Annotated in this window: 22 protein-coding genes, 1 tRNA gene and 1 pseudogene; 11 read left to right on the top strand and 13 right to left on the bottom strand. The window is 71.7% G+C overall.

Features of this window, described 5'->3' with window-relative positions; translation table 11 throughout:
• The first annotated feature begins 41 nt into the window (after positions 1–41).
• Positions 42–686, top strand: coding sequence for a DUF3000 domain-containing protein (locus tag QM728_RS06955; RefSeq protein WP_415031304.1), 645 nt, complete (start codon positions 42–44; stop codon positions 684–686).
• A 5-nt stretch (positions 687–691) separates the two neighbouring features.
• Positions 692–1,927: an HRDC domain-containing protein gene (locus QM728_RS06950; RefSeq protein WP_415031303.1), complete on the top strand. Its 1,236-nt coding sequence runs from the start codon at positions 692–694 to the stop codon at positions 1,925–1,927.
• Here QM728_RS06950 and dxs read toward each other — a convergent pair.
• The 3 genes from dxs to QM728_RS06935 form a co-directional block, all read right to left on the bottom strand.
• Positions 1,918–3,858 (bottom strand): 1-deoxy-D-xylulose-5-phosphate synthase, encoded by a 1,941-nt coding sequence (dxs, locus tag QM728_RS06945; protein WP_415031302.1) that lies wholly within the window; start codon positions 3,856–3,858, stop codon positions 1,918–1,920. The two genes, QM728_RS06950 and dxs, sit on opposite strands and share 10 nt — an antisense overlap.
• Before the next feature lie 71 nt (positions 3,859–3,929).
• On the bottom strand, positions 3,930–5,189 hold the full coding sequence (locus tag QM728_RS06940) for a class I SAM-dependent RNA methyltransferase (RefSeq protein WP_415031301.1): 1,260 nt from the start codon (positions 5,187–5,189) through the stop codon (positions 3,930–3,932).
• On the bottom strand, positions 5,186–7,195 hold the full coding sequence (locus tag QM728_RS06935) for an APC family permease (protein WP_415031300.1): 2,010 nt from the start codon (positions 7,193–7,195) through the stop codon (positions 5,186–5,188). Before QM728_RS06935 ends, QM728_RS06940 begins: the two co-directional genes overlap by 4 nt.
• A 90-nt stretch (positions 7,196–7,285) precedes the next feature.
• On the opposite strand from QM728_RS06935, the gene QM728_RS06930 reads away from it, so the two are divergent.
• Positions 7,286–7,951 carry a potassium channel family protein gene (locus QM728_RS06930; RefSeq protein ID WP_415031299.1) on the top strand — a complete coding sequence of 222 codons (666 nt, stop codon included), beginning with the start codon at positions 7,286–7,288 and terminating at the stop codon, positions 7,949–7,951.
• A 21-nt stretch (positions 7,952–7,972) separates the two neighbouring features.
• Positions 7,973–8,632, top strand: coding sequence for a potassium channel family protein (locus QM728_RS06925; protein ID WP_415031298.1), 660 nt, complete (start codon positions 7,973–7,975; stop codon positions 8,630–8,632).
• On the opposite strand, the gene QM728_RS06920 is transcribed toward QM728_RS06925, so the two are convergent.
• Together QM728_RS06920 and QM728_RS06915 are read right to left on the bottom strand one after the other, a co-directional pair.
• Positions 8,629–9,282 carry a DUF3159 domain-containing protein gene (locus QM728_RS06920; protein WP_415031297.1) on the bottom strand — a complete coding sequence of 218 codons (654 nt, stop codon included), beginning with the start codon at positions 9,280–9,282 and terminating at the stop codon, positions 8,629–8,631. The two genes, QM728_RS06925 and QM728_RS06920, sit on opposite strands and share 4 nt — an antisense overlap.
• Positions 9,275–9,643 carry an OB-fold nucleic acid binding domain-containing protein gene (locus QM728_RS06915; RefSeq protein ID WP_415031296.1) on the bottom strand — a complete coding sequence of 123 codons (369 nt, stop codon included), beginning with the start codon at positions 9,641–9,643 and terminating at the stop codon, positions 9,275–9,277. The genes QM728_RS06920 and QM728_RS06915 overlap by 8 nt, the downstream gene beginning before the upstream one ends.
• A 72-nt stretch (positions 9,644–9,715) precedes the next feature.
• On the opposite strand from QM728_RS06915, the gene QM728_RS06910 reads away from it, so the two are divergent.
• Positions 9,716–10,411 carry an alpha/beta fold hydrolase gene (locus tag QM728_RS06910; protein ID WP_415031295.1) on the top strand — a complete coding sequence of 232 codons (696 nt, stop codon included), beginning with the start codon at positions 9,716–9,718 and terminating at the stop codon, positions 10,409–10,411.
• Between the two features lie 3 nt (positions 10,412–10,414).
• Here the strand turns inward: QM728_RS06910 and QM728_RS06905 are convergent, their stop codons facing one another.
• Complete coding sequence (locus QM728_RS06905) at positions 10,415–11,143, bottom strand: DUF3710 domain-containing protein (RefSeq protein ID WP_415031294.1); 729 nt, start codon at positions 11,141–11,143, stop codon at positions 10,415–10,417.
• Positions 11,144–11,159: 16 nt separating this feature from the next.
• Positions 11,160–11,642, bottom strand: a complete 483-nt coding sequence (gene dut, locus QM728_RS06900) for a dUTP diphosphatase (RefSeq protein WP_415031293.1) — start codon at positions 11,640–11,642, stop codon at positions 11,160–11,162.
• On the opposite strand from dut, the pseudogene QM728_RS06895 reads away from it, so the two are divergent.
• Together QM728_RS06895 and QM728_RS06890 are read left to right on the top strand one after the other, a co-directional pair.
• A pseudogene (locus QM728_RS06895) lies at positions 11,621–12,106 on the top strand (DUF3093 domain-containing protein); the annotation flags it as partial. The gene dut and the pseudogene QM728_RS06895 sit on opposite strands and share 22 nt — an antisense overlap.
• Positions 12,107–12,211: 105 nt before the next feature.
• Positions 12,212–13,303, top strand: a complete 1,092-nt coding sequence (locus QM728_RS06890; RefSeq protein ID WP_415032849.1) for a quinone-dependent dihydroorotate dehydrogenase — start codon at positions 12,212–12,214, stop codon at positions 13,301–13,303.
• Between the two features lie 4 nt (positions 13,304–13,307).
• On the opposite strand, the gene QM728_RS06885 is transcribed toward QM728_RS06890, so the two are convergent.
• A complete protein-coding gene (locus QM728_RS06885) occupies positions 13,308–13,850 on the bottom strand; it encodes a YbhB/YbcL family Raf kinase inhibitor-like protein (protein WP_415031292.1) in 543 nt (180 codons plus the stop codon).
• 3 nt (positions 13,851–13,853) lie between these two features.
• A complete protein-coding gene (locus tag QM728_RS06880; protein WP_415031291.1) occupies positions 13,854–15,209 on the bottom strand; it encodes a M20/M25/M40 family metallo-hydrolase in 1,356 nt (451 codons plus the stop codon).
• A 61-nt stretch (positions 15,210–15,270) separates the two neighbouring features.
• Between QM728_RS06880 and QM728_RS06875 the strand changes: the two genes are divergently transcribed.
• From QM728_RS06875 to QM728_RS06865, 3 genes are all read left to right on the top strand, one after another.
• Positions 15,271–15,356, top strand: a tRNA-Leu gene (locus tag QM728_RS06875).
• A 66-nt stretch (positions 15,357–15,422) separates the two neighbouring features.
• Positions 15,423–16,412 (top strand): nucleoside hydrolase, encoded by a 990-nt coding sequence (locus QM728_RS06870; RefSeq protein WP_415031290.1) that lies wholly within the window; start codon positions 15,423–15,425, stop codon positions 16,410–16,412.
• Entirely contained in the window at positions 16,409–17,143 is a 735-nt protein-coding gene (locus tag QM728_RS06865; protein ID WP_415031289.1) for a TVP38/TMEM64 family protein, read from the top strand. The genes QM728_RS06870 and QM728_RS06865 overlap by 4 nt, the downstream gene beginning before the upstream one ends.
• Here QM728_RS06865 and QM728_RS06860 read toward each other — a convergent pair.
• Both QM728_RS06860 and QM728_RS06855 read right to left on the bottom strand, forming a co-directional pair.
• Positions 17,140–17,964 carry a DUF3097 domain-containing protein gene (locus QM728_RS06860; protein ID WP_415031288.1) on the bottom strand — a complete coding sequence of 275 codons (825 nt, stop codon included), beginning with the start codon at positions 17,962–17,964 and terminating at the stop codon, positions 17,140–17,142. The genes QM728_RS06865 and QM728_RS06860 overlap by 4 nt on opposite strands.
• Positions 17,957–18,490: a hypothetical protein gene (locus QM728_RS06855; RefSeq protein ID WP_415031287.1), complete on the bottom strand. Its 534-nt coding sequence runs from the start codon at positions 18,488–18,490 to the stop codon at positions 17,957–17,959. Before QM728_RS06855 ends, QM728_RS06860 begins: the two co-directional genes overlap by 8 nt.
• Before the next feature lie 43 nt (positions 18,491–18,533).
• On the opposite strand from QM728_RS06855, the gene QM728_RS06850 reads away from it, so the two are divergent.
• Positions 18,534–19,307 (top strand): hypothetical protein, encoded by a 774-nt coding sequence (locus tag QM728_RS06850; protein ID WP_415031286.1) that lies wholly within the window; start codon positions 18,534–18,536, stop codon positions 19,305–19,307.
• On the opposite strand, the gene QM728_RS06845 is transcribed toward QM728_RS06850, so the two are convergent.
• A complete protein-coding gene (locus QM728_RS06845; protein ID WP_415031285.1) occupies positions 19,304–20,350 on the bottom strand; it encodes a ferrochelatase in 1,047 nt (348 codons plus the stop codon). The two genes, QM728_RS06850 and QM728_RS06845, sit on opposite strands and share 4 nt — an antisense overlap.
• A gap of 9 nt (positions 20,351–20,359) precedes the next feature.
• Complete coding sequence (gene inhA, locus QM728_RS06840; protein WP_415031284.1) at positions 20,360–21,190, bottom strand: NADH-dependent enoyl-ACP reductase InhA; 831 nt, start codon at positions 21,188–21,190, stop codon at positions 20,360–20,362.
• Between the last annotated feature and the right edge of the window lie 11 nt (positions 21,191–21,201).

The raw sequence follows: 21,201 nt of genomic DNA, 5'->3' as shown, positions 1-21,201 counted from the left end.
GCCTCCCACCGACCGGAGCACCCCCGCCTTACCTTGGACCGGTGATCGAACCTGGGAGTCCGGACACCGGCGTCGCGGCCGGTCGCGTCGGCGAGCCCGCCGACTTCACCGCAGCGGTGGCCTCGTTGCAGGCCGCCCGCGTGCGCACCGACGTCGAGGTCTCCCCCATCCGTCCGCCGCAGCGTCTCGCGCCGTACAGCTACGCGGTGGGCGCGGAAATCGTCACGGGCGAGCCCGAGGAGGTTCCGACCGATTCGGCCGGGTCCGCCTTCGGCCGACTGATCCTGCTGTACGACCCCGACGGCAACGACGCCTGGAGCGGCACCATCCGTCTGGTCGCCTACATCCAGGTCGACGTCGAGGCCGATCTGGCGTCGGACCCGATGCTCCCCGAGGTCGCCTGGAGCTGGCTGACCGATGCCCTGGGCGTGCCCGACGGCGAGGACGGCACGACCGGCGACTCCGGTCCGTCGCTGACCGCCCTGGGCGGCACGGTCACCTCCACCAGCTCGGTCCGCTACGGCGACATCGCCGGGCCGCCGCGGGCCCACCAGCTGGAACTGCGCGCGTCGTGGACCGCGCTGGACCCGACGCTCGCCCCGCACCTGGAGGCCTTCTGCGACGTGCTCGCCACCGCAGCGGGACTCCCGCCGACCGGCGTGACCGCCCTCAAGTCCGCCGACTGACCGCGATGGCCGATCCCGACAACACCCCCGAGGAAGCCGAGGGCCCGGCACCCGAGCCGTTGCTCGCCCCCGCGGAGGGGGTGCCCCCGGTCCTCGTCGCGCCGGCCGAGTTCGCCGCGGCGGCGGAGCGACTGGCAGCCGGGACCGGGCCGATCGCCGTCGACACCGAGCGCGCGTCGGGCTTCAGGTATTCGCAGCGCGCCTACCTCGTCCAGCTCCGTCGGGCCGGCAGCGGCACCGTGCTCATCGATCCGATCGAACACCCCGACGCCCTCGATTCGGTCATCGCCGCCCTCGACGGCCCCGAATGGGTGTTGCACGCCGCCGACCAGGACCTGCCGTGCCTGCGCGAGCTCGGCATGCGCTGCGCCACCGTCTATGACACGGAGCTGGCCGGCCGCCTGCTCGGCATGAACCGCGTGAACCTGGCCGCAATGACCGCACACTTCCTCGGGCGCGAGCTGCGCAAGGGCCACGGCGCCGCCGACTGGTCGAAACGGCCGCTGCCCGACGACTGGCTCAATTACGCCGCCCTCGACGTCGAGCTCCTCGTCGAGCTGCGGGACGCCATGGACGCCCAGTTGCGCGCCGCCGGCAAGCAGGAATGGGCGGCCCAAGAATTCGACTACATCCTGCGACGACCGCCGGCCCCGCCCCGTCCGGACCGCTGGCGGCGGACCTCCAACATCCACAGCCTCAAGACCCAACGGCAGTTGGCCGCGGTGCGCGAGCTGTGGCTCTCCCGGGAAGAACTCGCCGCGCAGCGCGACGTCGCCCCCGGCCGGGTCCTCCCGGATGCGGCGATCGTGGATGCCGCCCAGTCCGATCCGAAGACGGTCGACGAGCTGACCCGCCTCAAGGTGTTCGGCGGTCCGCGCCAACGCCGCCACGCGCGCCGGTGGTTCGCGGCGCTGCAGCGCGCCCGCGATCTGCCCGAGCAGGACCTGCCGGCCCGCAAGGCCCCGGCCTCGGGGCTGCCGCCGGTCAACCGATGGGATCAGCGCAACCCGGAGGCGGCCGCGCGCGCCGCCGTGGTGCGCCCGGCGGTCGCCGACGTCGCCGAATCGGTATCGGTGCCGGCGGAGAACCTGCTGTCGCCCGAACTGGTGCGCCAGCTGTGCTGGACCGGGGTGGCCCCCGACCCCGCCGCCGTCGACGAGGCGCTGGCCGCCGGATGGGCGCGGCCGTGGCAGCGCGATCTCACCCGCGACGCGATCGCCGCGGCGCTCGCTCAGCTCTGACCGGCGTCCTCGGCCACCTCGACCGTCTCGCCGGCGCGGGTGGGGTCCATCTGCGAGACCGTCGCGGTGATGGTGCGCGCGAGCTCCTGTGCGGTCAATCCGAGATCGGTGAGGATCTCACCGCGCGAGGCGGCGGCCACGAACTCCTTCGGGATGCCGCGCTGCATGACCGGCACGGTGCTGCCCGCCGCCGCCAGGGCGTCGACGATGGCCGAGCCGACGCCGCCGTCGACGAGACCGTCCTCCAGCGTGACCACCAGGCGGTGGTCACGGGCCGCCTTGATCACCGAACCGGGCACCGGCAGCACCCAGCGCGGGTCGACGACGGTGGCGTCGATCCCCTGCTTGTCGAGCAGGTCGGCGGTGTCGCACGCGACCGCGGCGAAGGCGCCCACGCCGACCAAGAGGACGTCGCCGGTCGGGCGCGCCGACTCGGTGCGCGCGCGCCGCAGGATGTCGACGCCGTCGGCGGTCCGCTCGAGCGCCCGGATGTCCTCGGGCACCGCTCCCTTGGCGAACCGGAGCGCGGTGGGTCCGTCGTCGACGCCGAGCGCCTCGTCGAGCTCCTCGCGCAGCCGAACCGCGTCGCGCGGCGCGGCCACCCGCAGGCCCGGCACCATCGCCATCAGCGACAGGTCCCACATGCCGTGGTGGCTGGGGCCGTCGGGACCGGTGATTCCGGAACGGTCGAGCACGAGCGTCACCGGCTGGCGCAGCAGCGCGACGTCCATGAGCAACTGGTCGAAGGCGCGGTTCAGGAAGGTCGAGTAGATGGCGACCACCGGGTGCATGCCGCCCAGGGCGAGACCGGCGGCCGACGTCAGGGCGTGCTGTTCGGCGATGCCGACGTCGTAGAGCCGGTCCGGGTAGCGCTCGCCGAACGCGGCCAGACCGGTCGGCGCGGCCATCGCCGCGGTGATGGCGACGACGTCGGGGCGGCGCGCGCCGGCTTCGACGAGCGCGGCGGAGAACACCGACGTCCAGTCGGGCGCGGTGACCGCCGCCGGGCGCCCGGTGGCCGGGTCGATGACGCCGATCCCGTGCATCTGGTCCTCTTCGTGGTCCTCGGCCGGTCCGTAGCCGTTGCCCTTGCGCGTGACGGCGTGCACGATGACCGGTCCGCCGAAGGCCTTCGCCTGGCGCAGCGCGCTCTCCAGGGCTCCGATGTCGTGGCCGTCGACGGGGCCGACGTACTTGAGGCCCAGATCGGCGAACAGCGCCTGCGGCGCGAGCAGGTCCTTGATGCCCGACTTCACGCCGTGCACCACGGCGTAGGCGGGATCGCCGACGAGGGGCATCTGCTTGAGGAGCTTGCGGCCCTCGTCGAGCACGCGCTCGTAACCCGGCTGCAGTCGCAGGCCCGACAGGTGCTGGGCCAGTCCGCCGATGGTCGGGGCGTAGGACCGCCCGTTGTCGTTGACGACGATGACGACCGGGCGGTTGGCGGCGGCGATGTTGTTCAGCGCCTCCCAGCACATGCCGCCGGTGAGGGCGCCGTCGCCGACGACGGCCACGACCGTGCGCTTCTCGCCGCGCAGCTCGAACGCCTTCGACAGTCCGTCGGCGTAGGACAGGGCGGCCGAGGCGTGCGAGGATTCGACCCAGTCGTGCGGGCTCTCGGCCCGCTCCTGGTAGCCGGTGAGGCCGTCGCGCTGGCGCAGCGTGTCGAACTCGCCGGCGCGCCCGGTGAGGATCTTGTGGACGTAGCACTGGTGGCCCGTGTCGAAGATCACCGGATCGGTGGGCGAATCGAAGACTCGGTGGATGGCCATCGTCAGCTCGACGACACCGAGGTTGGGACCGAGGTGACCGCCGGTCGCCGCCACCTTCTCGACGAGGAACCCGCGGATCTCGTCGGCCAGCCGGTCCATGTCTTCGCTGCTCAGGCGCGACAGGTCGGCCGGTGAGTGGATCGACTCCAACAGACTCATCCCTCGAGTCCTCCTGTCGTTACGCGGGCTGGCGGCGCGGGAGGCGCGCAATGCGTCCAGTCTACGGACGTTTAGCCGCGGACCAGTAGTGCCATGGCTTCGACGTGGTGTGTCAGCGGGAAGGCGTCGAATCCCCGGATCTCCGCGGGCTCGTAGCCCGCCGCCGCCGCGCGACCGAGATCTCGTGCGAACGCGGCCGGGTCGCAGCCCACGTGGACGATCGCCGACGGTGCGGCGGCAACGACTGCGTCCATCACCTCCGTCCCCGCCCCGCTGCGCGGCGGGTCGAGGATGACGGCCGTCGGGGCCGGCAGCGCCGCCAGCAGCTTGGGCGCCACGGCGCCGCGGTGCGTGTGGACCCGGTCTGCGCCGAACACCGCGGCGGCGGCAGCCAGGGCGGGTGGTTCGGTGTCGACGACGTGCACGGCCTCGGCGCCCCCGTCGAGTGCCGCCCCGGCGAACACGCCGGCGCCGCCGTAGAGGTCCCACACCGTGCCGCCCGTGACGACCGGTGCCAACCAGCCGGCGGCCACCCGTGCGTAGGCGTCGGCAGCGCCCCGGTGCGCCTGCCAGAAGGCGTCGATCGGCAGCTCCCACGCGCGGTCCCCGACCCGGTAGACGGCTCGTTCGGCCCCGACGAGGGTGCGCTGTTGCCCGCGGCCCGACGCGGCGCGGCGCCGCTGTGCCGCCGCGCGACTTCCACCACCGCCCGCGCGTCGCCGGGCATGCTCGACCGGAGCGGTCTCGGCGAGGTGCACCGCGCCGTCGTCGTCGTGGACCGCGATGAGCTCGGCACCCGGCCGCAGCCCGCCGCGATCCAGCCGGGCGACTGCGGCGCTCAGTTCCGGCGTCAACGCCGCGCACGGCTCGTCGACGACGGCGTTCGATCCGACCGCCCGAAAGCCCGGGGCGCCGTCGGTGCCGACGCCCAGGCGCGCGCGGATGCGCCACCGGTGTCCGGCGCCGTCGCCGATCGGTTCCACCGCGAGAGCCTCGGGCGGGGTGATTCGACCGATCCGGGTGAGCGTGTCGGCCAGCACCGTGGTCTTCGCGCGGCGGATGGCCCCCGGCGTCGCATACGCCAGATCGCAGCAGCCCGCGCCGGCCGCAGCCGCACGGCACGACACCGGCGTCCGGTCCGGCGAAGGCACCAGCACCTCGACGGTCCGGGCGCGCCAGAGCGAATCACGGCGCTGATCGGTGATCTCCGCACGCACGGTCTCGCCCGGCAGCGCCCCGTCGACGAAGACGACGCGGCCCTCGACCCGGGCGACGCCGGCACCCCCGTGGGCCAATGACTCGACGTCGCAGGTCAGTGTGGGCGGCGTCATCGGCCGACGCCGCGGCGGAAATCACCCGGAGCGTCGTAGGGCGCCACTTCCTTGCGCCGGTCCGAGGAGCTCAGCAGCCATGGGACCGAAGTCACCATCACGCCCGGCTCGAACAACAACCGTCCCTTCAGGCGCAGCGCCGACTGGTTGTGCAGGATCTGCTCCCACCAGTGCCCGACCACGTATTCGGGGATGAAGACGGTGATCACGTCGCGCGGGTTGTCGCGCCGCACGCGGCGGACGTAGTCGACGACCGGGCGCGTGATCTCTCGGTAGGGCGAGGCGATGACCTTGAGCGGCACCGTCATGTCGCTGTCGCCCCACTCGGCGACCAGCTTGCGGGTGTCCCGTTCGTCGACGTTCACCGTGACGGCCTCGAGCGTGTCCGGCCGGGTCGCGCGGGCGTAGCGGACGGCGCGGCGGGTGGCCAGGTGCAACGAGGAGACGAGCACGATCGAGTGGGTGCGCGGCGGCAGCACCTCCTCGTCGTCGGCGGCGTCGTCCATCTCCGCCTGCACCGTGGCGTAGTGCCGGTGGATCGCCTTCATCAGGATGAACAGCAGCGTCATGGCCAGGATCGCGATCCAGGCGCCGGCGAGGAACTTGGTGATCAGCACGACGAACAAGACGATCGCGGTCATGACCAGACCGATGGCGTTGACGACCCGGGAGCGGCGCATCCGCTGGCGGGCGGACGGATCGGACTCGTGGCTCAGCAGTCGGGTCCAGTGCCGCACCATGCCCGTCTGGCTGAGCGTGAACGACACGAACACGCCCACGATGTAGAGCTGGATCAGCGTCGTGACCTCGGCGCCGAAGGCGACGATGAACCCGATCGCGGCGGCGGCGAGGAAGACGATGCCGTTGGAGAACGCGAGACGGTCGCCGCGGGTGTGCAGCTGCCGCGGCAGGTACCGGTCCTGCGCGAGGACCGAGCCGAGCACCGGGAACCCGTTGAACGCCGTGTTGGCGGCGAGCATCAAGATCAGCGCCGTAGCGATGGCCACCACGTAGAAGGCCGGGGTGAACCCCTCAAACACGGCGTGCGCCAGCTGGGCGATCATCGAGCCCTGGCGGTAGCCCGCGGGCGCCTCGCCGGTCTGCGGGTCGATGAGTTCGGCCGCCGGATTCGCGACGTACTTCACACCGGCTTCGCGGGCCAGCATCACCAGGCCGAGCAGCAGGGTGATGGAAAAGGCGCCGAGCATCAGCAGCGTCGTCGCCGCGTTTCGCGACTTCGGCTTGCGGAACGCCGGAACGCCGTTGCTGATGGCCTCGACCCCGGTGAGCGCGGCACAGCCGGAGGAGAACGAGCGGGCCAGCAGGAACACCATCGCCAAGCCCGCCCAATGGCCCGGCTCGGCCTTCAGCTCGAAACCCGCGGTCTCGGCGCGGACCCCGTCGCCGAAGAGGACGCGGGCAAATCCCCAGCCGAGCATCACGAGGATGCTGATGATGAACAGGTACGTCGGTGCGGCCAGGGCGCGGCCCGACTCGCGCAGGCCGCGTAGGTTGATCGCCGCGATGAGCACCACGATCGCCACGCTGAACCACACCTTGTGCTCGTGCACGACGTCGACCGCCGACCCGATGTTCTCCACGGCCGACGCGATCGACACCGCCACCGTCAGGACGTAGTCGACCAGTAGCGCGCTGCCGACGACCAGGCCCGCGTTGGGGCCGAGGTTCACCGTCGCGACCTCGTAGTCGCCGCCGCCGGACGGATAGGCGTGGACGTTCTGCCGATAGCTGGCGACCACCACCACCATGACCACCGCGACGGCCAGCGCGACCCACGGCGTGTAGCTGTAGGCGGCCAGGCCGGCCATGGAGAGGACGAGGAAGATCTCCTGCGGGGCGTAGGCCACCGACGACATCGCGTCGGAGGCGAAGATGGGCAGCGCTATCCGCTTGGGCAGGAGGGTCTCGCCGAGTCGGTCGCTGCGAAACGGCCGGCCCACCAGCAGCCGTTTGACGGCTACGGGCACCTGGGACAGCGTGGACACCCCGATCACACTAGGCCCATCGGGGGCGTTGCGCGAACCCCCGGCGGTCCTGTCCCGCCGCGCGCCGGTGACGGGTGTAGGTTCACTCAGGTGCGAGTAGTGATCATGGGCTGCGGACGCGTCGGCGCGTCCCTCGCCGACGCGATGCAGCGGCGCGGCCACGAGGTGTCGGTGATCGACCGCAACGCCCAGGCCTTCAGCCGGTTGGGGCCCGATTTCACCGGCACGACCATCGTCGGCGTCGGCTTCGACCGCGACGTGCTGACCCGGGCCGGTATCACGGAGGCCGACGCGTTCGCCGCCGTCTCCTCCGGTGACAACTCCAACATCGTGGCCGCCCGTGTCGCCCGCGAGACCTTCGGGATCGAGCGCGTCGTCGCCCGCATCTACGACGCCCGCCGCGCCGAGGTCTACGCGCGGTTGGGGATTCCGACCGTGGCCACGGTGCCCTGGACGACCGAGCGTTTCGTCGCCGAACTCGACGACGACATCGACGCGGTCGCGTGGCGCGACCCGAGCGGCAGTGTCGACATCATCCAGATCGACATCGACGAGTCGTGGATCGGCACGTCGATCGCCCGCTTCAGCGAGGAGACCGGCTGCCACGTCGTCTTCCTCAACCGCGTCGGCCGGCCGATCCTCCCCGATCCGCGCACCGCGCTGCAGGACGACGACCTCGTATACGTCGCCGTGCTGTCCGCCGATCGCCCCGCGGTGTGCGCGATCGCCGCCGCCCCCAAACCGACCCATGACTGACCCGCTGCCAGGAGAACCGCTGTGAAAGTCGCTATCGCCGGTGCCGGCGCGGTCGGCCGCTCCATCGCCCGGGAGCTCATCGGGAACAAGCACGAGGTCACGCTGTTCGAGCGGGTCCCCGCCAAGATCGAGCCCGACGCGGTGCCCGGCGCGGAGTGGATCGCCGGCGATGCCTGCGAGCTGACGAACCTCGAGCGCGCCGGACTGCAGGACTACGACGTGGTGGTCGCCGCGACCGGCGACGACAAGGCCAACCTGGTCGTCGCCCTGCTCGCCAAGACCGAGTTCGCGGTGAACCGCGTTGTGGCCCGGGTCAACGATCCCCGCAACGAGTGGTTGTTCGACGACGATTGGGGCGTCGACGTGGCCGTGTCCACCCCGCGCATCCTGGCCTCGCTGGTGGAGGAGGCGGTCAGCGTCGGCGACCTCGTCCGGTTGATGACCTTCCGCCAGGGGCAGGCCAACCTGGTCGAGATGACGCTGCCGGACAACACGCCGATCGCCGGCCGGCCGGTCGCCAAGCTCGGCCTCCCGCGCGGCGCGGCGCTGGTCGCGATCCTGCGCGGCGCCCGGGTGATCGCGCCCGAACCCGACGATTCGGTGGAGGGCGGCGACGAGCTCGTGTTCGTCGCGCCGGAGGACGTCGAAGGCGATCTCAAGACCGCCATGCACCTCGACTAGGAGTCGGCCGACTCGATCTCATCCTCGACGCGTTCGGCCCGGCGGACCAGCAGGACGGTGGCGACGACCGCGAGAATCGTCAGCGGCCAACCCATCCCGATGCGGGCGCCCGCCAGCAGGCCGGTGCGACCGGTGTCGTAGAGGTGGTGCTGCACCAGGTAGCGGGCGATGAACACGACGGCCCACACGGCAGTCGCGAGGTCGTAGGCGATCAGCGTCGGCCGATGCCGGCGCCAGGCCGTGCCCGCGCCGTTGACCGCGTTCCACAGCACGCCGATCAGCGGCCACCGCACGATGATCGAAACGATCAACAGCGCCGAGTAGACCAGCATCGTCCAGATCCCGAACAGGAAGTACCCCTTCGCGTCACCGGTCCGATTGGCGATGAAGGCGCAGATGGCAACGCCGAAGAAGCCGGAGATCGCCGGGGTCACGTCCTCGCGCCGGTACAGCCGGTAGGCGAGGATCGCCGCGGCGGTCGCCAGTGCCGCGATGATGGCGCCGCGCAGGCCGAACCACGTGTTCGCCGGCACGAAGACCAAGATCGGGAGGGTCGAGTAGATCAGGCCGGCGACGCCGCCCATCTGTTCCAGCAGGGTGCCGGCCTTGCGTTCGTCGGCCGCGTCGCGGGCAGCGTCGGGATCAGTCACCGGCGAGGTCGTAGTAGGGGTTGAAGATCACCTTCGTCCCGTCCTGCTCGCCCAAGCGGCCCGACACCCAGAGCTTGCGGCCCGGCTCGATGCCCGGGATCCGGCTGCGGCCCAGCCACTTGAGCCGCACGGTGTCGGTCCCGTCGAAGAACTCGGCCACGACGCCGGACTTTCCGCCCTTGGCGCAGGTCTGCACCGAGCGCAGTTCGCCGTAGATCCGCACCTGCTCGCCGCGGCAACAGGTGGACGCCTGCTGGGCACCCTGGGCGCGCGACTCGTCGGCGATCTCCGCCGCGTCGGACACCTCGAGGTCCTCGACGAGCATGCGCGTCATCCGGCGCAGGTAGCCCGGTGCGGCCATCACACGTCCTCCGTTGAAATCGTGATCGATCCCGTTGTCGACCCCAGGGTAGCCCTGCGGCAGGATCGAGTCATGTCCAGTCCCGCTCCGCTCGTCGTCATGCCCGGCACGGGGTCCGACGACGACTACTGCCGGCGCGCCTTCGGACCCGCTGCCGGCGCGGCGGGGCGGCGCTTGCTGGCCCTCTCCCCCGACGACGATCTGGTCGACGGCTACCTGCGGCGACTCGACGCGGCCGGCGCGGACGGGCCGATCCTGGTGGGCGGCGTCTCCATCGGCGCCAGCATCGCGACCCGGTGGGCGTTGACCGCGGGACCGGACCGGTGCGCCGGCGTGTGGGCGGTGCTCCCGCCGTGGTCCGGGCCGCCCGAGGGCAGTCCCGCGGCGGCCTCGGCGAATGCCACCGCTGATGGGCTCGAACGCGATGGCCTGGCCGCGACGATCACATCGATGACGTCGAGCAGCCCGGACTGGCTGGCCGCCGAGTTGACGAGGTCGTGGACGGCGCTCTATCCGGGACTGGTCGCCCAGTTGCGTGCCGCGGCGACGTTGGTCGGCCCGACCCCCGACGAGATCGGCTCCCTGTCGGTGCCGCTGTCGGTCGTCGTCTCCGCGGCGGATCCGATCCACCCGGCCGTCGTCGGCGAACAGTGGGCGGCGGCAGCGCCGCGGTCGGCGGTGCGCCGCACGACGCTGGCCGCCTGGGGCCGTGATCCCGCGCTCCTGGGCCGACTGGCCGCCGCCGGGTGGGCAGAGGCCGCCGGTTAGGCGCTACCGGCGGTTGCGCAACCGCTGCATGGCGGTGCCGCGCGAGATCGGCCCGGTCGGGGTCTCGTCGACCGGCCGCGCCGCCGGGCGCACCGCGGGGCCGGCGTCGTAGGCCTCGGGCGGCAGCTCGTCGATGGCCAGTTGGTCTTCTTCGCCCAGCTGGCGCTGGGCCATCTTGACCTGCTCGGCCAGCACATCCGGCAGGATCAGCGGCAGCGGCTCGCGCGGCGGGAACGGATCGCTGCCGCGGCGGACCACCGATTCGGCCAGCACGGCGCGGGCCAGCTGCGCGAGGTGCCCGGCCGTCTCGCGGGGGCCGCTCGCAACGCAGCGGACCATCCAGCGCGGGCCGTCGACGCCGATGAAGCGGTGGGTCTCGTCGCCGGGGACGTCGGTGAACACCTCACGCCCCCAGTGACCGTTCTCGGTGATGGCCTCGGCGCCCTCGGCCCGGATGGAGTCGCCGAGTTCGAGCACGATCTCGCGCCACTGGCCGGGCGTCTTGGGGGCGGCGTAGGCCGCGACGGTGATCCGCCCGACCGGGGTCAGCAGGTAGACCGCCTCGGGCTGGTTGTCGACCGACATCTCGACGCTCACCTGGCCGCCTTCGACGACCGGGACCAGGATCGATCCGAGGTCGAGGTGAGAGTTGGCCAATTCTTCGGCCGTCGTCGCGAGATCGGCCAAGTCGTAGGGACCGGCCGCTTCGCCGACCCGGGCGTGTCCTGCCATCGTCTTCCTCCCTGCCTTACAGTGCGGCGTGTCCGCCGCTCGAGCCGTAGCCGCCGTCACCGCGGCTCGTGTCGTCCAGTTCGTCGACCTCCGCCAGTTCGGGGAGTTCGACGCGTTGGACGACCAGCTGCGCGATGCGGTCGCCCCGCTTGATGGCGATGGGCTCGTCGGGGTCGTGGTTGATCAGGCAGACCTTGATCTCCCCGCGATACCCGGCATCGATCGTCCCCGGCGTGTTGACGATGGACAGCCCGGTCCGCGCGGCGAGCCCGGAGCGCGGATGGATGAGGCCGACGGTGCCGTGCGGCAGCGCGACGGCGATCCCGGTGCCGACCAATTGGCGGCGCCCCGGTCCCAGTTCCGCGTCGGTGGTGGCATAGAGGTCGATGCCGGCGTCGCCCGGGTGTGCGCGGACCGGCAGCGGCAGGTCCTTGTCGAGGCGGCGGATGCGGAGCGGTCCGCTGGGTTCGGCGGCGGATGACGGAATTCGATCGGGCACACCCGCAGACTACGCTGGGCGACGTGACTGATGACGCCCAGACCGACCGTTACCGCGAACGCCTGTGGGTGCCGGCCTGGTGGTGGCTGGCCGCCGCCGCGCTCACCGTGGTCCTCGGCTACGAGATCCGCCTGGCGGGGCACCGCGCACCGTGGACCTGGTGGGCCGTGCCGGTCATCGCACTCCTCTTCGCCGCCGCGTTGATATCGCTGAGCCGCCGCGAAGTCCGGGTCAGCGCCGACGGCGAGCTCCACGCCGGATCGGCGGTACTTCCGCCCGCCGTCGTCGGGCGCGGGGCCTCGGTGCCGCCGAGCGCCAAGAGCGCGGCCATGGGTCGCCAACTCGATCCGGCGGCCTTCCTGGTGCACCACGCCTGGATCAAACCGATGGTCCTGTTGGTCCTCGACGACCCGGACGACCCGACGCCGTATTGGCTCGTGTCGACCCGTCATCCGGGCAAGGTGCTGGCCGCGATGGGGCTGGTCGACGCCCGCCTGGGGGGCACGCCGGAGAATCCCGTGGCGGTCGAGCCGGAGCGCTCGCGGCTGGTCGCGGCCGTGAGCGCCGCAGTGTTCCCGCCACTGCTCTGGCTGATGTTCCGCATCAATCCGGAGACCATCCACGGCCTCGTGTCGCGCGTGATTCGCGCCGTGGGCGCCGTGCCCGGCCTGGGGCGCCTGGTCGGCCGCGCCCTGGTCCTCGACGACCCGATCCTGCGCCAGGACGTCTTCGGCACCTCGTTCCCGGGCCCGCTCGGCCTGGCGGCGGGATTCGACAAGAGCGCGGGCGCCGCCCGCTCGTGGGGCCCGCTCGGCTTCGGCTACGCCGAAATCGGGACGATCACCGGCAATGGGCAGCCGGGCAACCCGAAACCTCGCCTGTTCCGCCTGCCGGCCGACCGCGCACTGATCAACCGGATGGGCTTCAACAACCCCGGCGCCCAGGCGGCGGCCGACCGCTTGGGCCGCAGCCGTCGACGCGGCGCGGCGCACCGGGTGCCGATCGGCGCCAACATCGGCAAGACCAAGGTCGTCGAGTTGGCCGACGCCGCCGACGACTACACGCGCAGCGCGACGCTGCTCGGTCCCCTGGCCGAGTTCGTCGTCGTCAATGTCAGCTCCCCGAACACCCCGGGGTTGCGCGATCTGCAGGCGGTGGCGGAGCTGCGGCCGATCCTCGCCGCCGTCCGCGCAGCCACCGACAAGCCGGTGCTGGTGAAGATCGCCCCGGACCTCGCCGACGCCGACGTCGACGCGGTCGCCGACCTCGCGGTCGAGGCGGGTCTGGCCGGCATCGTCGCCACCAACACGACGATCTCGCGCGACGGCCTGGCGACGCCCGCCGCCGAGGTCGCCGACATCGGCGCGGGCGGTCTGTCCGGCGCACCGGTCAAGGACCGCTCCCTGGCGGTGCTGCGCCGGCTGTATTCGCGCGTGGGCGACCGGCTGGTGCTGATCGGCGTCGGCGGCATCGGGGACGCCGACGACGCGTGGGAGCGTATCCGAGCCGGTGCCACGCTGCTGCAGGGCTACACCGGCTTCATCTACGGCGGACCGCTGTACGCCCGCGACATCCACGCCGGGCTGGCCGCACGCGTACGCGGTGCGGGTTACGCGTCGATCGCCGACGCCGTGGGCTCGGGAGTCCGCGAAGACGCCTGACGGTTCAGCGCCCGAAGGTACCGACGATGACCGACCGCGCGATGGCGTGGCCGAACAGGTTGAACCCGAGGTAGGCCGGCGTGGCGCCGTCGGGCAATCCGAGCGACTCCACGTCGACGGCGTGGACGGCGACGAAGTAGCGGTGCGGGCCGTGTCCGGGCGGCGGAGCGGCGCCGACGTAGCGCTTGAGGGAGGCGTCGTTCGCGAGGGTCACCGCGCCGTCGGGCAGCGAGCCCGCCGCACCGTCACCGGCACCCGAATCCAGCGAGGTCACCGAGGCCGGAATGTCGGCGACGGCCCAGTGCCAGAAGCCCGAGGCCGTCGGGGCGTCCGGGTCGTAGACGGTGACGGCGAAGCTGCGCGTCTCCGCGGGGAAACCCGACCAGCTCAGTTGCGGCGAGACGTCGTCGCCTCCGGCGTCCATGATTCCGCTGATCTGCGGCTGCGCCAGCGCGCCGCCGTCGGTGATGTCGGCCGAGGTGAGGGAAAACCCGGGCAACGGGGGCAGGTCGGCGTACGGGTCGTGGGCGAAGGGGGCGGCGGACATCTCTTACCTTCCGGTCGGGTGCGGTGCGCTGTGCATCAAGAAGTGCTCGAAAACCTTGGTACCGAACAACACTGAGTCCACGGGCACGCGTTCGTCAACCCCGTGGAACAACGCCGCGAAGTCCAGTTCCGGCGGCAGCTGCAGCGGGGCGAAGCCGAAGCAGCGGATGCCGAGCTTGGCGAACGCCTTCGCATCGGTGGCCCCGGACAGCATGTACGGCACGGTGCGCCCCTGCGGGTCGTGGGCCAGGATCGCGGCGTTCATGGCGTCGACGAGGTGCCCGTCGAAGGTGGTCTCGTACGGCTCGAGATGGGTGACCCACTCCCGGGTGGTGTTGGGTCCCAGGAGCGCGTCGATCTCCTTCTCGAACGCGGCCTGCCGCCCGGGCAGCACGCGGCAGTCGATGACCGCCTCCGCGGTCTGCGGGATCACGTTGGCCTTGTACCCGGCATCGAGCATCGTCGGGTTCGCCGTGTCGCGCAGCGTCGCGCCGATGATGCGCGCGAGGCCGCCGAGCTTGAACAGCGCGGTCTCCAGGTCGGGGGTGTCGGCGCCCAACTCCAGGCCCGTTTCCTCGGCGGCCGCGACCAGGAACTCGCGGACCGAATCGCTCAGGACGGTCGGGAACTCGTGGGCCCCGATCCGCGCAACGGTCTCCGCCAATTCGGTGACCGCGTTGTCCGCGTGCAGGAAAGAGCCGTGCCCGGCCTTGCCCGTGGTGCGCAGCCGCATCCACGACACGCCCTTCTCTGCCGTCTCCACCAGATACAGCCGCTTTTGGGCGCCGTCGGGCCGGTCGACGGTCAACGAGAAGCCGCCGACCTCGCCGACCGCCTCGGTGACGCCCTCGAACAGGTCCGGCCGATTCGCCACGAGCCAGTGCGAGCCCCAGGTGCCGCCGGCCTCCTCGTCGGCGAGGAACGCGAAGACCAGCTCGCGCGGGGGCACGGTGCCCTCGCGGGCGAACTGTCGGGCCAGCGCGAGCGTCATCCCGGCCATGTCCTTCATGTCGACGGCCCCGCGACCCCAGATGTAGCCGTCGGCGATCGAACCGGAGAACGGGTGGACCGACCAGTCGGCGGCCTCGGCGGGGACGACGTCGAGGTGGCTGTGCACCAGCAGCGCGCCGGCGGTGCTGGCGGGGTCGCCGGGGAGGCGGGCGAACACGTTGCCGCGCCCGGGACGGCCGGACTCGACGTAGGTGGTCTCGTAGCCCGCGTCGGCGAGCTGGTCGGCCACCCATTTCGCGCACTCCTCCTCGCCCTTCGTGGTCTCCGGCTCACCGGTGTTGGACGTGTCGAAACGGATCAATTCGGCGATCAGATCGACGACTTCGTCGAGGGCTCGAGGGGTGCTCACCCTCCCATTATGGGGATTTGGGTAATGCCCGCGTCCTCGGCTAGGGTTATCGGCGCACCGAGTCCGAGTGGCGGAATGGCAGACGCGCTAGCTTGAGGTGCTAGTGCCCTATTAACGGGCGTGGGGGTTCAAGTCCCCCCTCGGACACGCGAAACCCCCGGAACCCTGCAGGGTCCGGGGGTTTTCTCGTTCCCGCGGCGATATAGTCCGGCGGTGGCCGACCACAGGACACCGGTGTTTCTCGACTGCGACACCGGCATCGACGACTCCCTGGCGCTGCTCTACCTGCTGTCGCGACCCGACGTCGAGCTGGTCGGCGTCGCGTCGACCGCGGGCAACGTCCCCACCGACGTCGTGGTCGCCAACAACCTCGCCTGGCTCGACTTCTGCGGCCGTCCCGAGGTACCCGTGCACCCCGGCTCGCCCGGACCGCTCGTCGCTCCCCTGCGCACCGCCGAGGACACGCACGGCCCACACGGCGTCGGCCACTCCCAGCTGCCGCCGGCCACCGTCACCGCTTCGCCCGTCGACGCCCGCCGCGCCTGGGTGCGGGCCGCCGCCGCACACGCCGGTGACCTGGTGGGCCTCGCGATCGGCCCACTCACCAATCTGGCCCTGGCCCTGCGCGACGACCCCTACCTGCCCGCCAGGCTCGACAGACTGGTGATCATGGGCGGCGCCTTCGGCGTCCCCGGCAACACGACGCCGGTGGCCGAGTGGAACATGGTTGTCGATCCCGAGGCCGCCGCCGAGGTCCTCGCCGCCTTCTCCCGTCCCGATGCGGCCGACGTCCTCGTCTGCGGGCTGAACGTCACCGAGCAGATGATCCTCACGCCCGACGACCTCGCGCGACTGTTGGAATCCTGCGACGGCGCTCCCCTGGCGCGGCACCTGGCGGACGCCCTGCGGTTCTATTTCGAGTTCCACCGCGCCCAGGACGAGGGCTATCTCGCCTACGCCCACGACCCGTTCGCGGCGATGGTGGCCCTCGACCCCGGACGGGTCGAGTCGTCGCCGGCGCATGTCGCAGTCGAGCTCGACGGCACCCTCACCCGCGCGATGACTGTCGCCGACCGTCGCGGCCTCCTCGGCCCGCCGAACGCCCGCATCGTCACCGCCGCGGACACCGCGACGATGATGGCCGAACTCGTCGACGCCCTCGCGGAGCTTGCCGGGCGGACCGGCGTAGAGTCGCGCAGGTGAGCGGCACCCCAGAGCACCCCCGCACCCGCGAGGAACTCCTCGAAGCCGACATCCGCGGCACCGTCATCCGGCGGCTGGTGGTCGTCGGACTGGTGATCGCCGTGATCATGATCAGCTCGTACATCGTGCCGACCAAGGGCATCGTCGACGGCATCCAGAACTGGCGAGCGGGCCTGGGGCCGGCCTTCCCGATCATCTTCTTCATCTGCTACGCCGTGATCACCATGTTCCCGGTGCCCCGCTCGGCGTTCACCTTCTCCTCGGGCATCCTCTTCCCGGCCGTCATCGGTCTGACCGGCGCCATGGCGGCGACCATGTTCGCCGCGGTCGCCTCCTTCGTCGGCATCCGCGTGATCGGGCGCGAGAAGGTCCAGCCCTACCTCAAGCAGCCGGTGGTGCGGGCCATCGAGGCCCGGTTGGCCCGACGGGGGTGGCTGGCGGTCGGTTCGCTGCGGTTCATCGCCGCCTGCCCGTTCTCCCTGGCCAACTACACGTCGGCGCTGTCGTCGGTCCGGCTGGTCCCGTACACGCTCGCGACGCTGTTCGGGGTCTTCCCCGGCACCGCCGCCGTCGTGCTGCTGGGCCACACCGTGACCAGTGGGCCGAACCCGTGGCTGATCGCCTCCACCGTGTTCTTCTTCTCGCTGGGCATCGCCGGACTCGTGTTCGACGCCAAGCTGCCAGTCGATCCGATCGACGACGAGGCGGTCGGCCGGGCGGCCGCGGATTAGTCCTCGATCGCGGTGACGAAGTCGATCAGCTGTTCAACCGAACGCAGCAGCGGCACCTCGATGTCGCGGTAGTCGCGCACACCGGACAGCACCCGGCGCCAGCCGTCGCTCGGGCCGCCCCAGCCCAGCGCATCGCAAATCCCGGTCTTCCAATCGATGCCGCGCGGGATCGACGGCCAAGCGTCGATGCCGACGGCCGCCGGTTTCACCGCCTCCCACACGTCGATGTACGGATGCCCGCAGACCAGGACGTGTGGGCCCAGCGACTGGGTGAGACGGTCCTCCTTCGACCCGTCGACGAGATGGTCGACGAGGATGCCGGCCCGCCGTCGCGGACCGGGCTCGAACTCGGCCAGTGCCGCCGCGAGGTGGTCCAGGCCGTCGAGCCGCTGGACGACGACGCCCTCGGCCCGCAGGTCGTCGCCCCACACCCGCTCCACCAGGGTGGCGTCGTGGATGCCCTCGACGAAGATGCGGCTGGCCCGCGCCACGCGGGCACGCTGCTGCGGCGCCTTGCGCGACCCGGACGCGGTGCGGCCGTCATCTGCCGCGGGCGGCGCGGCTCTCGGCCGCTCCAACGTCACCGGCTTGCCGTCGAGCAGGAAGGCGGCCGGAGTCATCGCGAAGATCCGCGTCGCGCCGTGGCGGTCCTCGAGTCGGACGAACAACCCGTCGTACGACTTCTCGAAGCCCACGACGGCCCCGCAGTAGCCCGTCTCGGCATCTTCGACGACGAGTCCCCGGTCGGCCGGGATGACGGGTATCTGCGGACCCCGACGTCGCGGCTGTGCGAGCACGTCGCGCCCATAGCGATCAGCCATGACGACCCGCCAACCTCGCCCGAGCGCCGATCACCGCAACGGCGACGGTGAGCAGGCCGAGTCCGCCGCCGACTATCAGGAACAGGTAACCCACGCCCCACAGGCCCGTCGTGTCGTCCGCGGCGTCGAACGCCCAGCAGGTGGCAAAGCCCAGCAGAAAGCCGATGGCCCCGACCAACGGACCGGACATCCGCCAGCGCGCGAACCAACCGACCGCCCCGGACACGACGACCGCGGTAGCGCCGCAGGCGAGGACCTGCCACGGGCGGTACGGACCGTGAGCCAACCCGTCGGCCCCCGTGTAGTAATCGCCCCAACTGAGCCAGGCGAACCAAACAGCTGCGCCGCCCAACAGCCCGACGCCGAATACCGCTGCCGTGGACAGACCCCGGCTCCGCCCGGTCGGTGACGACTTCTCCATGCGGTGCACCCCGTACGCCGAAAGGGCGACCAGCGCCACGGGTACCGCGGCGATGTACATCGTCGCCCACAGCACATCAGGCGCCAGGTCGAGGATGGAACTCATGGGCCCAGCGTAGGGCCACTAGGCTGGATTGATCATGAACGCCATGCCGCAACCGGGCGAACCGGTCCTGTCCCTCGGACCGGCCCTCGTGCTGCCGACGATCGGTCCGTGGGCGGCCGCGTTCGCGGCTCACGCGTGCGCCGGGGACGACCTGCTCGACGAGTTGCGCGGCGTGGGCGCACCGGTACAGATCGTCGACGCCGAGTCGGGGGCTGCCACCGATTGGCTGGAACTGACCGCGGCAGCCACCTCGCTGTCGGTGCGACTGCCGGCACCCGGGGATCCCGCCGGCATCCCGCCCGGTCCGGCGGGGGTCGCCGCGGCTGGCGCCGGTGAGGCCCTCGTCGTCGTCACCCGCGATGATGATTCGCTCATCGTCGCGGGTGAGCACGCCCCTGACCGGCCCATGCGCTGGCTGCTCCACCGGGTCGCCGCGGCCCCCGACCCCGACTACGGCGGCCTCGGCCAGGCCCGCTCCGCGATGATCGACGCCATCGGGGATGCCACCGGCGCGCTCATCGTGATGCGCTCGACCTCGGTCGGCGATGCCTCGACGCTGCACGACGACCTCGCGCGCCACACCGCGCGCTACTCCCCCGTGTTTCCACCCGGTGCCCTCGCGCGTCCGGTCGACATCGCCGGCCTCGCGGCCCGGGCGCTCGCGATCGTGGCGCTGGCCCGCGAGCGACAGACGAGCTTCGGCCTGGCCAGTGCGGCCGCCGAGCGCTCCGAGGCGACGCTGCGCGAGGTCGAGGCGGCGGCTCGCCGGGCGCTGGCGACGGCCGTCAACCGCGTGATCGACGAATACCGGCGCTAGCCGCCGCAGCACCCGTTGCTGCAGCCGGCGCCGTTGTCGCCGCAACCGGGAGCGTCCAGGTCTCCCCCGCCGTCCGCGTAGCGCAGCACCAGGTCGGCGATCAGCCGGGTGAACCGCGGATCGGTGCCGACCGTGTCGGCCCGCACGTAGCCGAGCCCGAGTTCGGCGGCCCGCTCGGCCGCCTCGTGGTCCAGGTCCCACACGACCTCGACGTGGTCGGAGACGAAGCCCAACGGCGCGACAATCACCTGCTCGGTTCCGGCGGCGGCCACCGCGTCGAGATGGTCGAGGATGTCCGGCTCGAGCCACGGGACGGTCGGCGGGCCGGAGCGCGACTGCCAGACCTGGTCATAGTCGGCGGCGATGCCGAGGTCCTCCCCGGCGAGCCGCTCGACGACCGCGGCGGCTGCCTGCGCGACCTGTCTGCCGTAGAGCCCCCCGCCGACCGCCTGGTCGGCGCGCGTCGGGATGGAGTGGGCGGTGAACACCAGGCGGGCCGGACGCGCGGGATCCGGCAATTCGGCGACGGCCCGTCGCACGGCGTCGGCCTGGGCGTCCAGGAATGAGTCCTCGGCCCAGTACTGCGGCAACTTGCGCAGCACCACCGGGTCGTCCGCGACGGCGGGAATCCGCTCGGCCAGCGTCGCGGCGGCGCGGCCGATGTCCTCGTGATACTGCTTGCAGCCCGAGTAGCCGCCCCAGGCGGACGTGGTGAACACCAGGACGCGGCGGTGCCCGTCGCGATACAGCTGTTCGACCGCGTCCTCGACGTACGGATCCCAGTTCCGGTTGCCGAAGTAGACCGGCAAGTCGGCGCGACCGCGCTCGGCGAGACCGGCGCGCAGGGCGTCGATCATGTCGCGGTTGAGCCCGTTGATGGGCGATGCCCCGCCGAGGTGCCGGTAATGCTCGGCGACCTCATCGAGCCGCTCGCGCGGCACACCGCGGCCGCGCGTCACGTTCTCCAGGAACGGGATGACGTCCGCTTCCCGCTCCGGTCCGCCGAAGGACAGGAACAGCACCGCGGTGAACGGCTCGGCCATGAGAGGCGACTACTTGATCATGTCCTCCGGGAACCACGTGTTGTGGCTCGCCCCGCCGTCGACGTAGATGATCGAGCCGGTGGTACCGGGCAGGAAGTCCGACAGCAGCGCGACCACCGAGGTGCCGACGACGCCGGGGTTGTCGACGTCCCAGCCGATCGGCGAGGCGCCGTTCCAGTACTCGTTGAGCATGTTGAGCTTCTTGGCGTCGTCGGTCGCGGTGCCCGAGATGGCCTTGGCGGCCAGCGTCTTGATCGGGCCGGCGGCGACGAGGTTGGACCGGATCTTCTTGGCGTAGCCGACCTCGCGGGCGACGTAGCGGTTGACCGACTCCAGGGCCGCCTTGGCGACGCCCATCCAGTTGTAGTCCGGCATCGCGGTGCGCGGGTCGAAGTCCATGCCGACGATCGAACCGCCCTCGTTCATGACGGGCAGCGCGGCGCGGGCCAGCGACGCGTAGCTCCACGCCGAGATCTCAAAGGACTTGGCGACGTCGGGGCCGGGGCCCTCGAGGAAGGGCAGCGCGTCCGGGCCCATCAGGGTGCGCGGTGCGAAGGCGATCGAGTGCACGAGGCCGTCGACTCCCTCGGGGGCGAGCTCGCGAACCTTGTCGGCCAGCTGGCCCAGCGACTCCTCGTCGGTGACGTCGAGCGGGATGGCCGGCGGCACCTCCTCCGGCAGACGCTTGGCGATGCGGTCGATCAGCCGCAGGCGCTCGGGGATGCCGGTGATGATCACCTTGGCGCCCTGCTCCTGGGCGACCTTGGCGGTCGAGAAGGCGATAGAGGCGTCGGTGATGATGCCGGTGACGAGTACGGTCTTGCCGTCGAGAATGCCCATGGCTGACTCCT

The organism is Gordonia sp. (in: high G+C Gram-positive bacteria) (assembly GCF_047602025.1).
Lineage (GTDB): Bacteria > Actinomycetota > Actinomycetes > Mycobacteriales > Mycobacteriaceae > Gordonia.
Note: the sequence above shows the minus strand (reverse complement) of the source record. Positions and strands in the feature narration are given on the sequence as shown.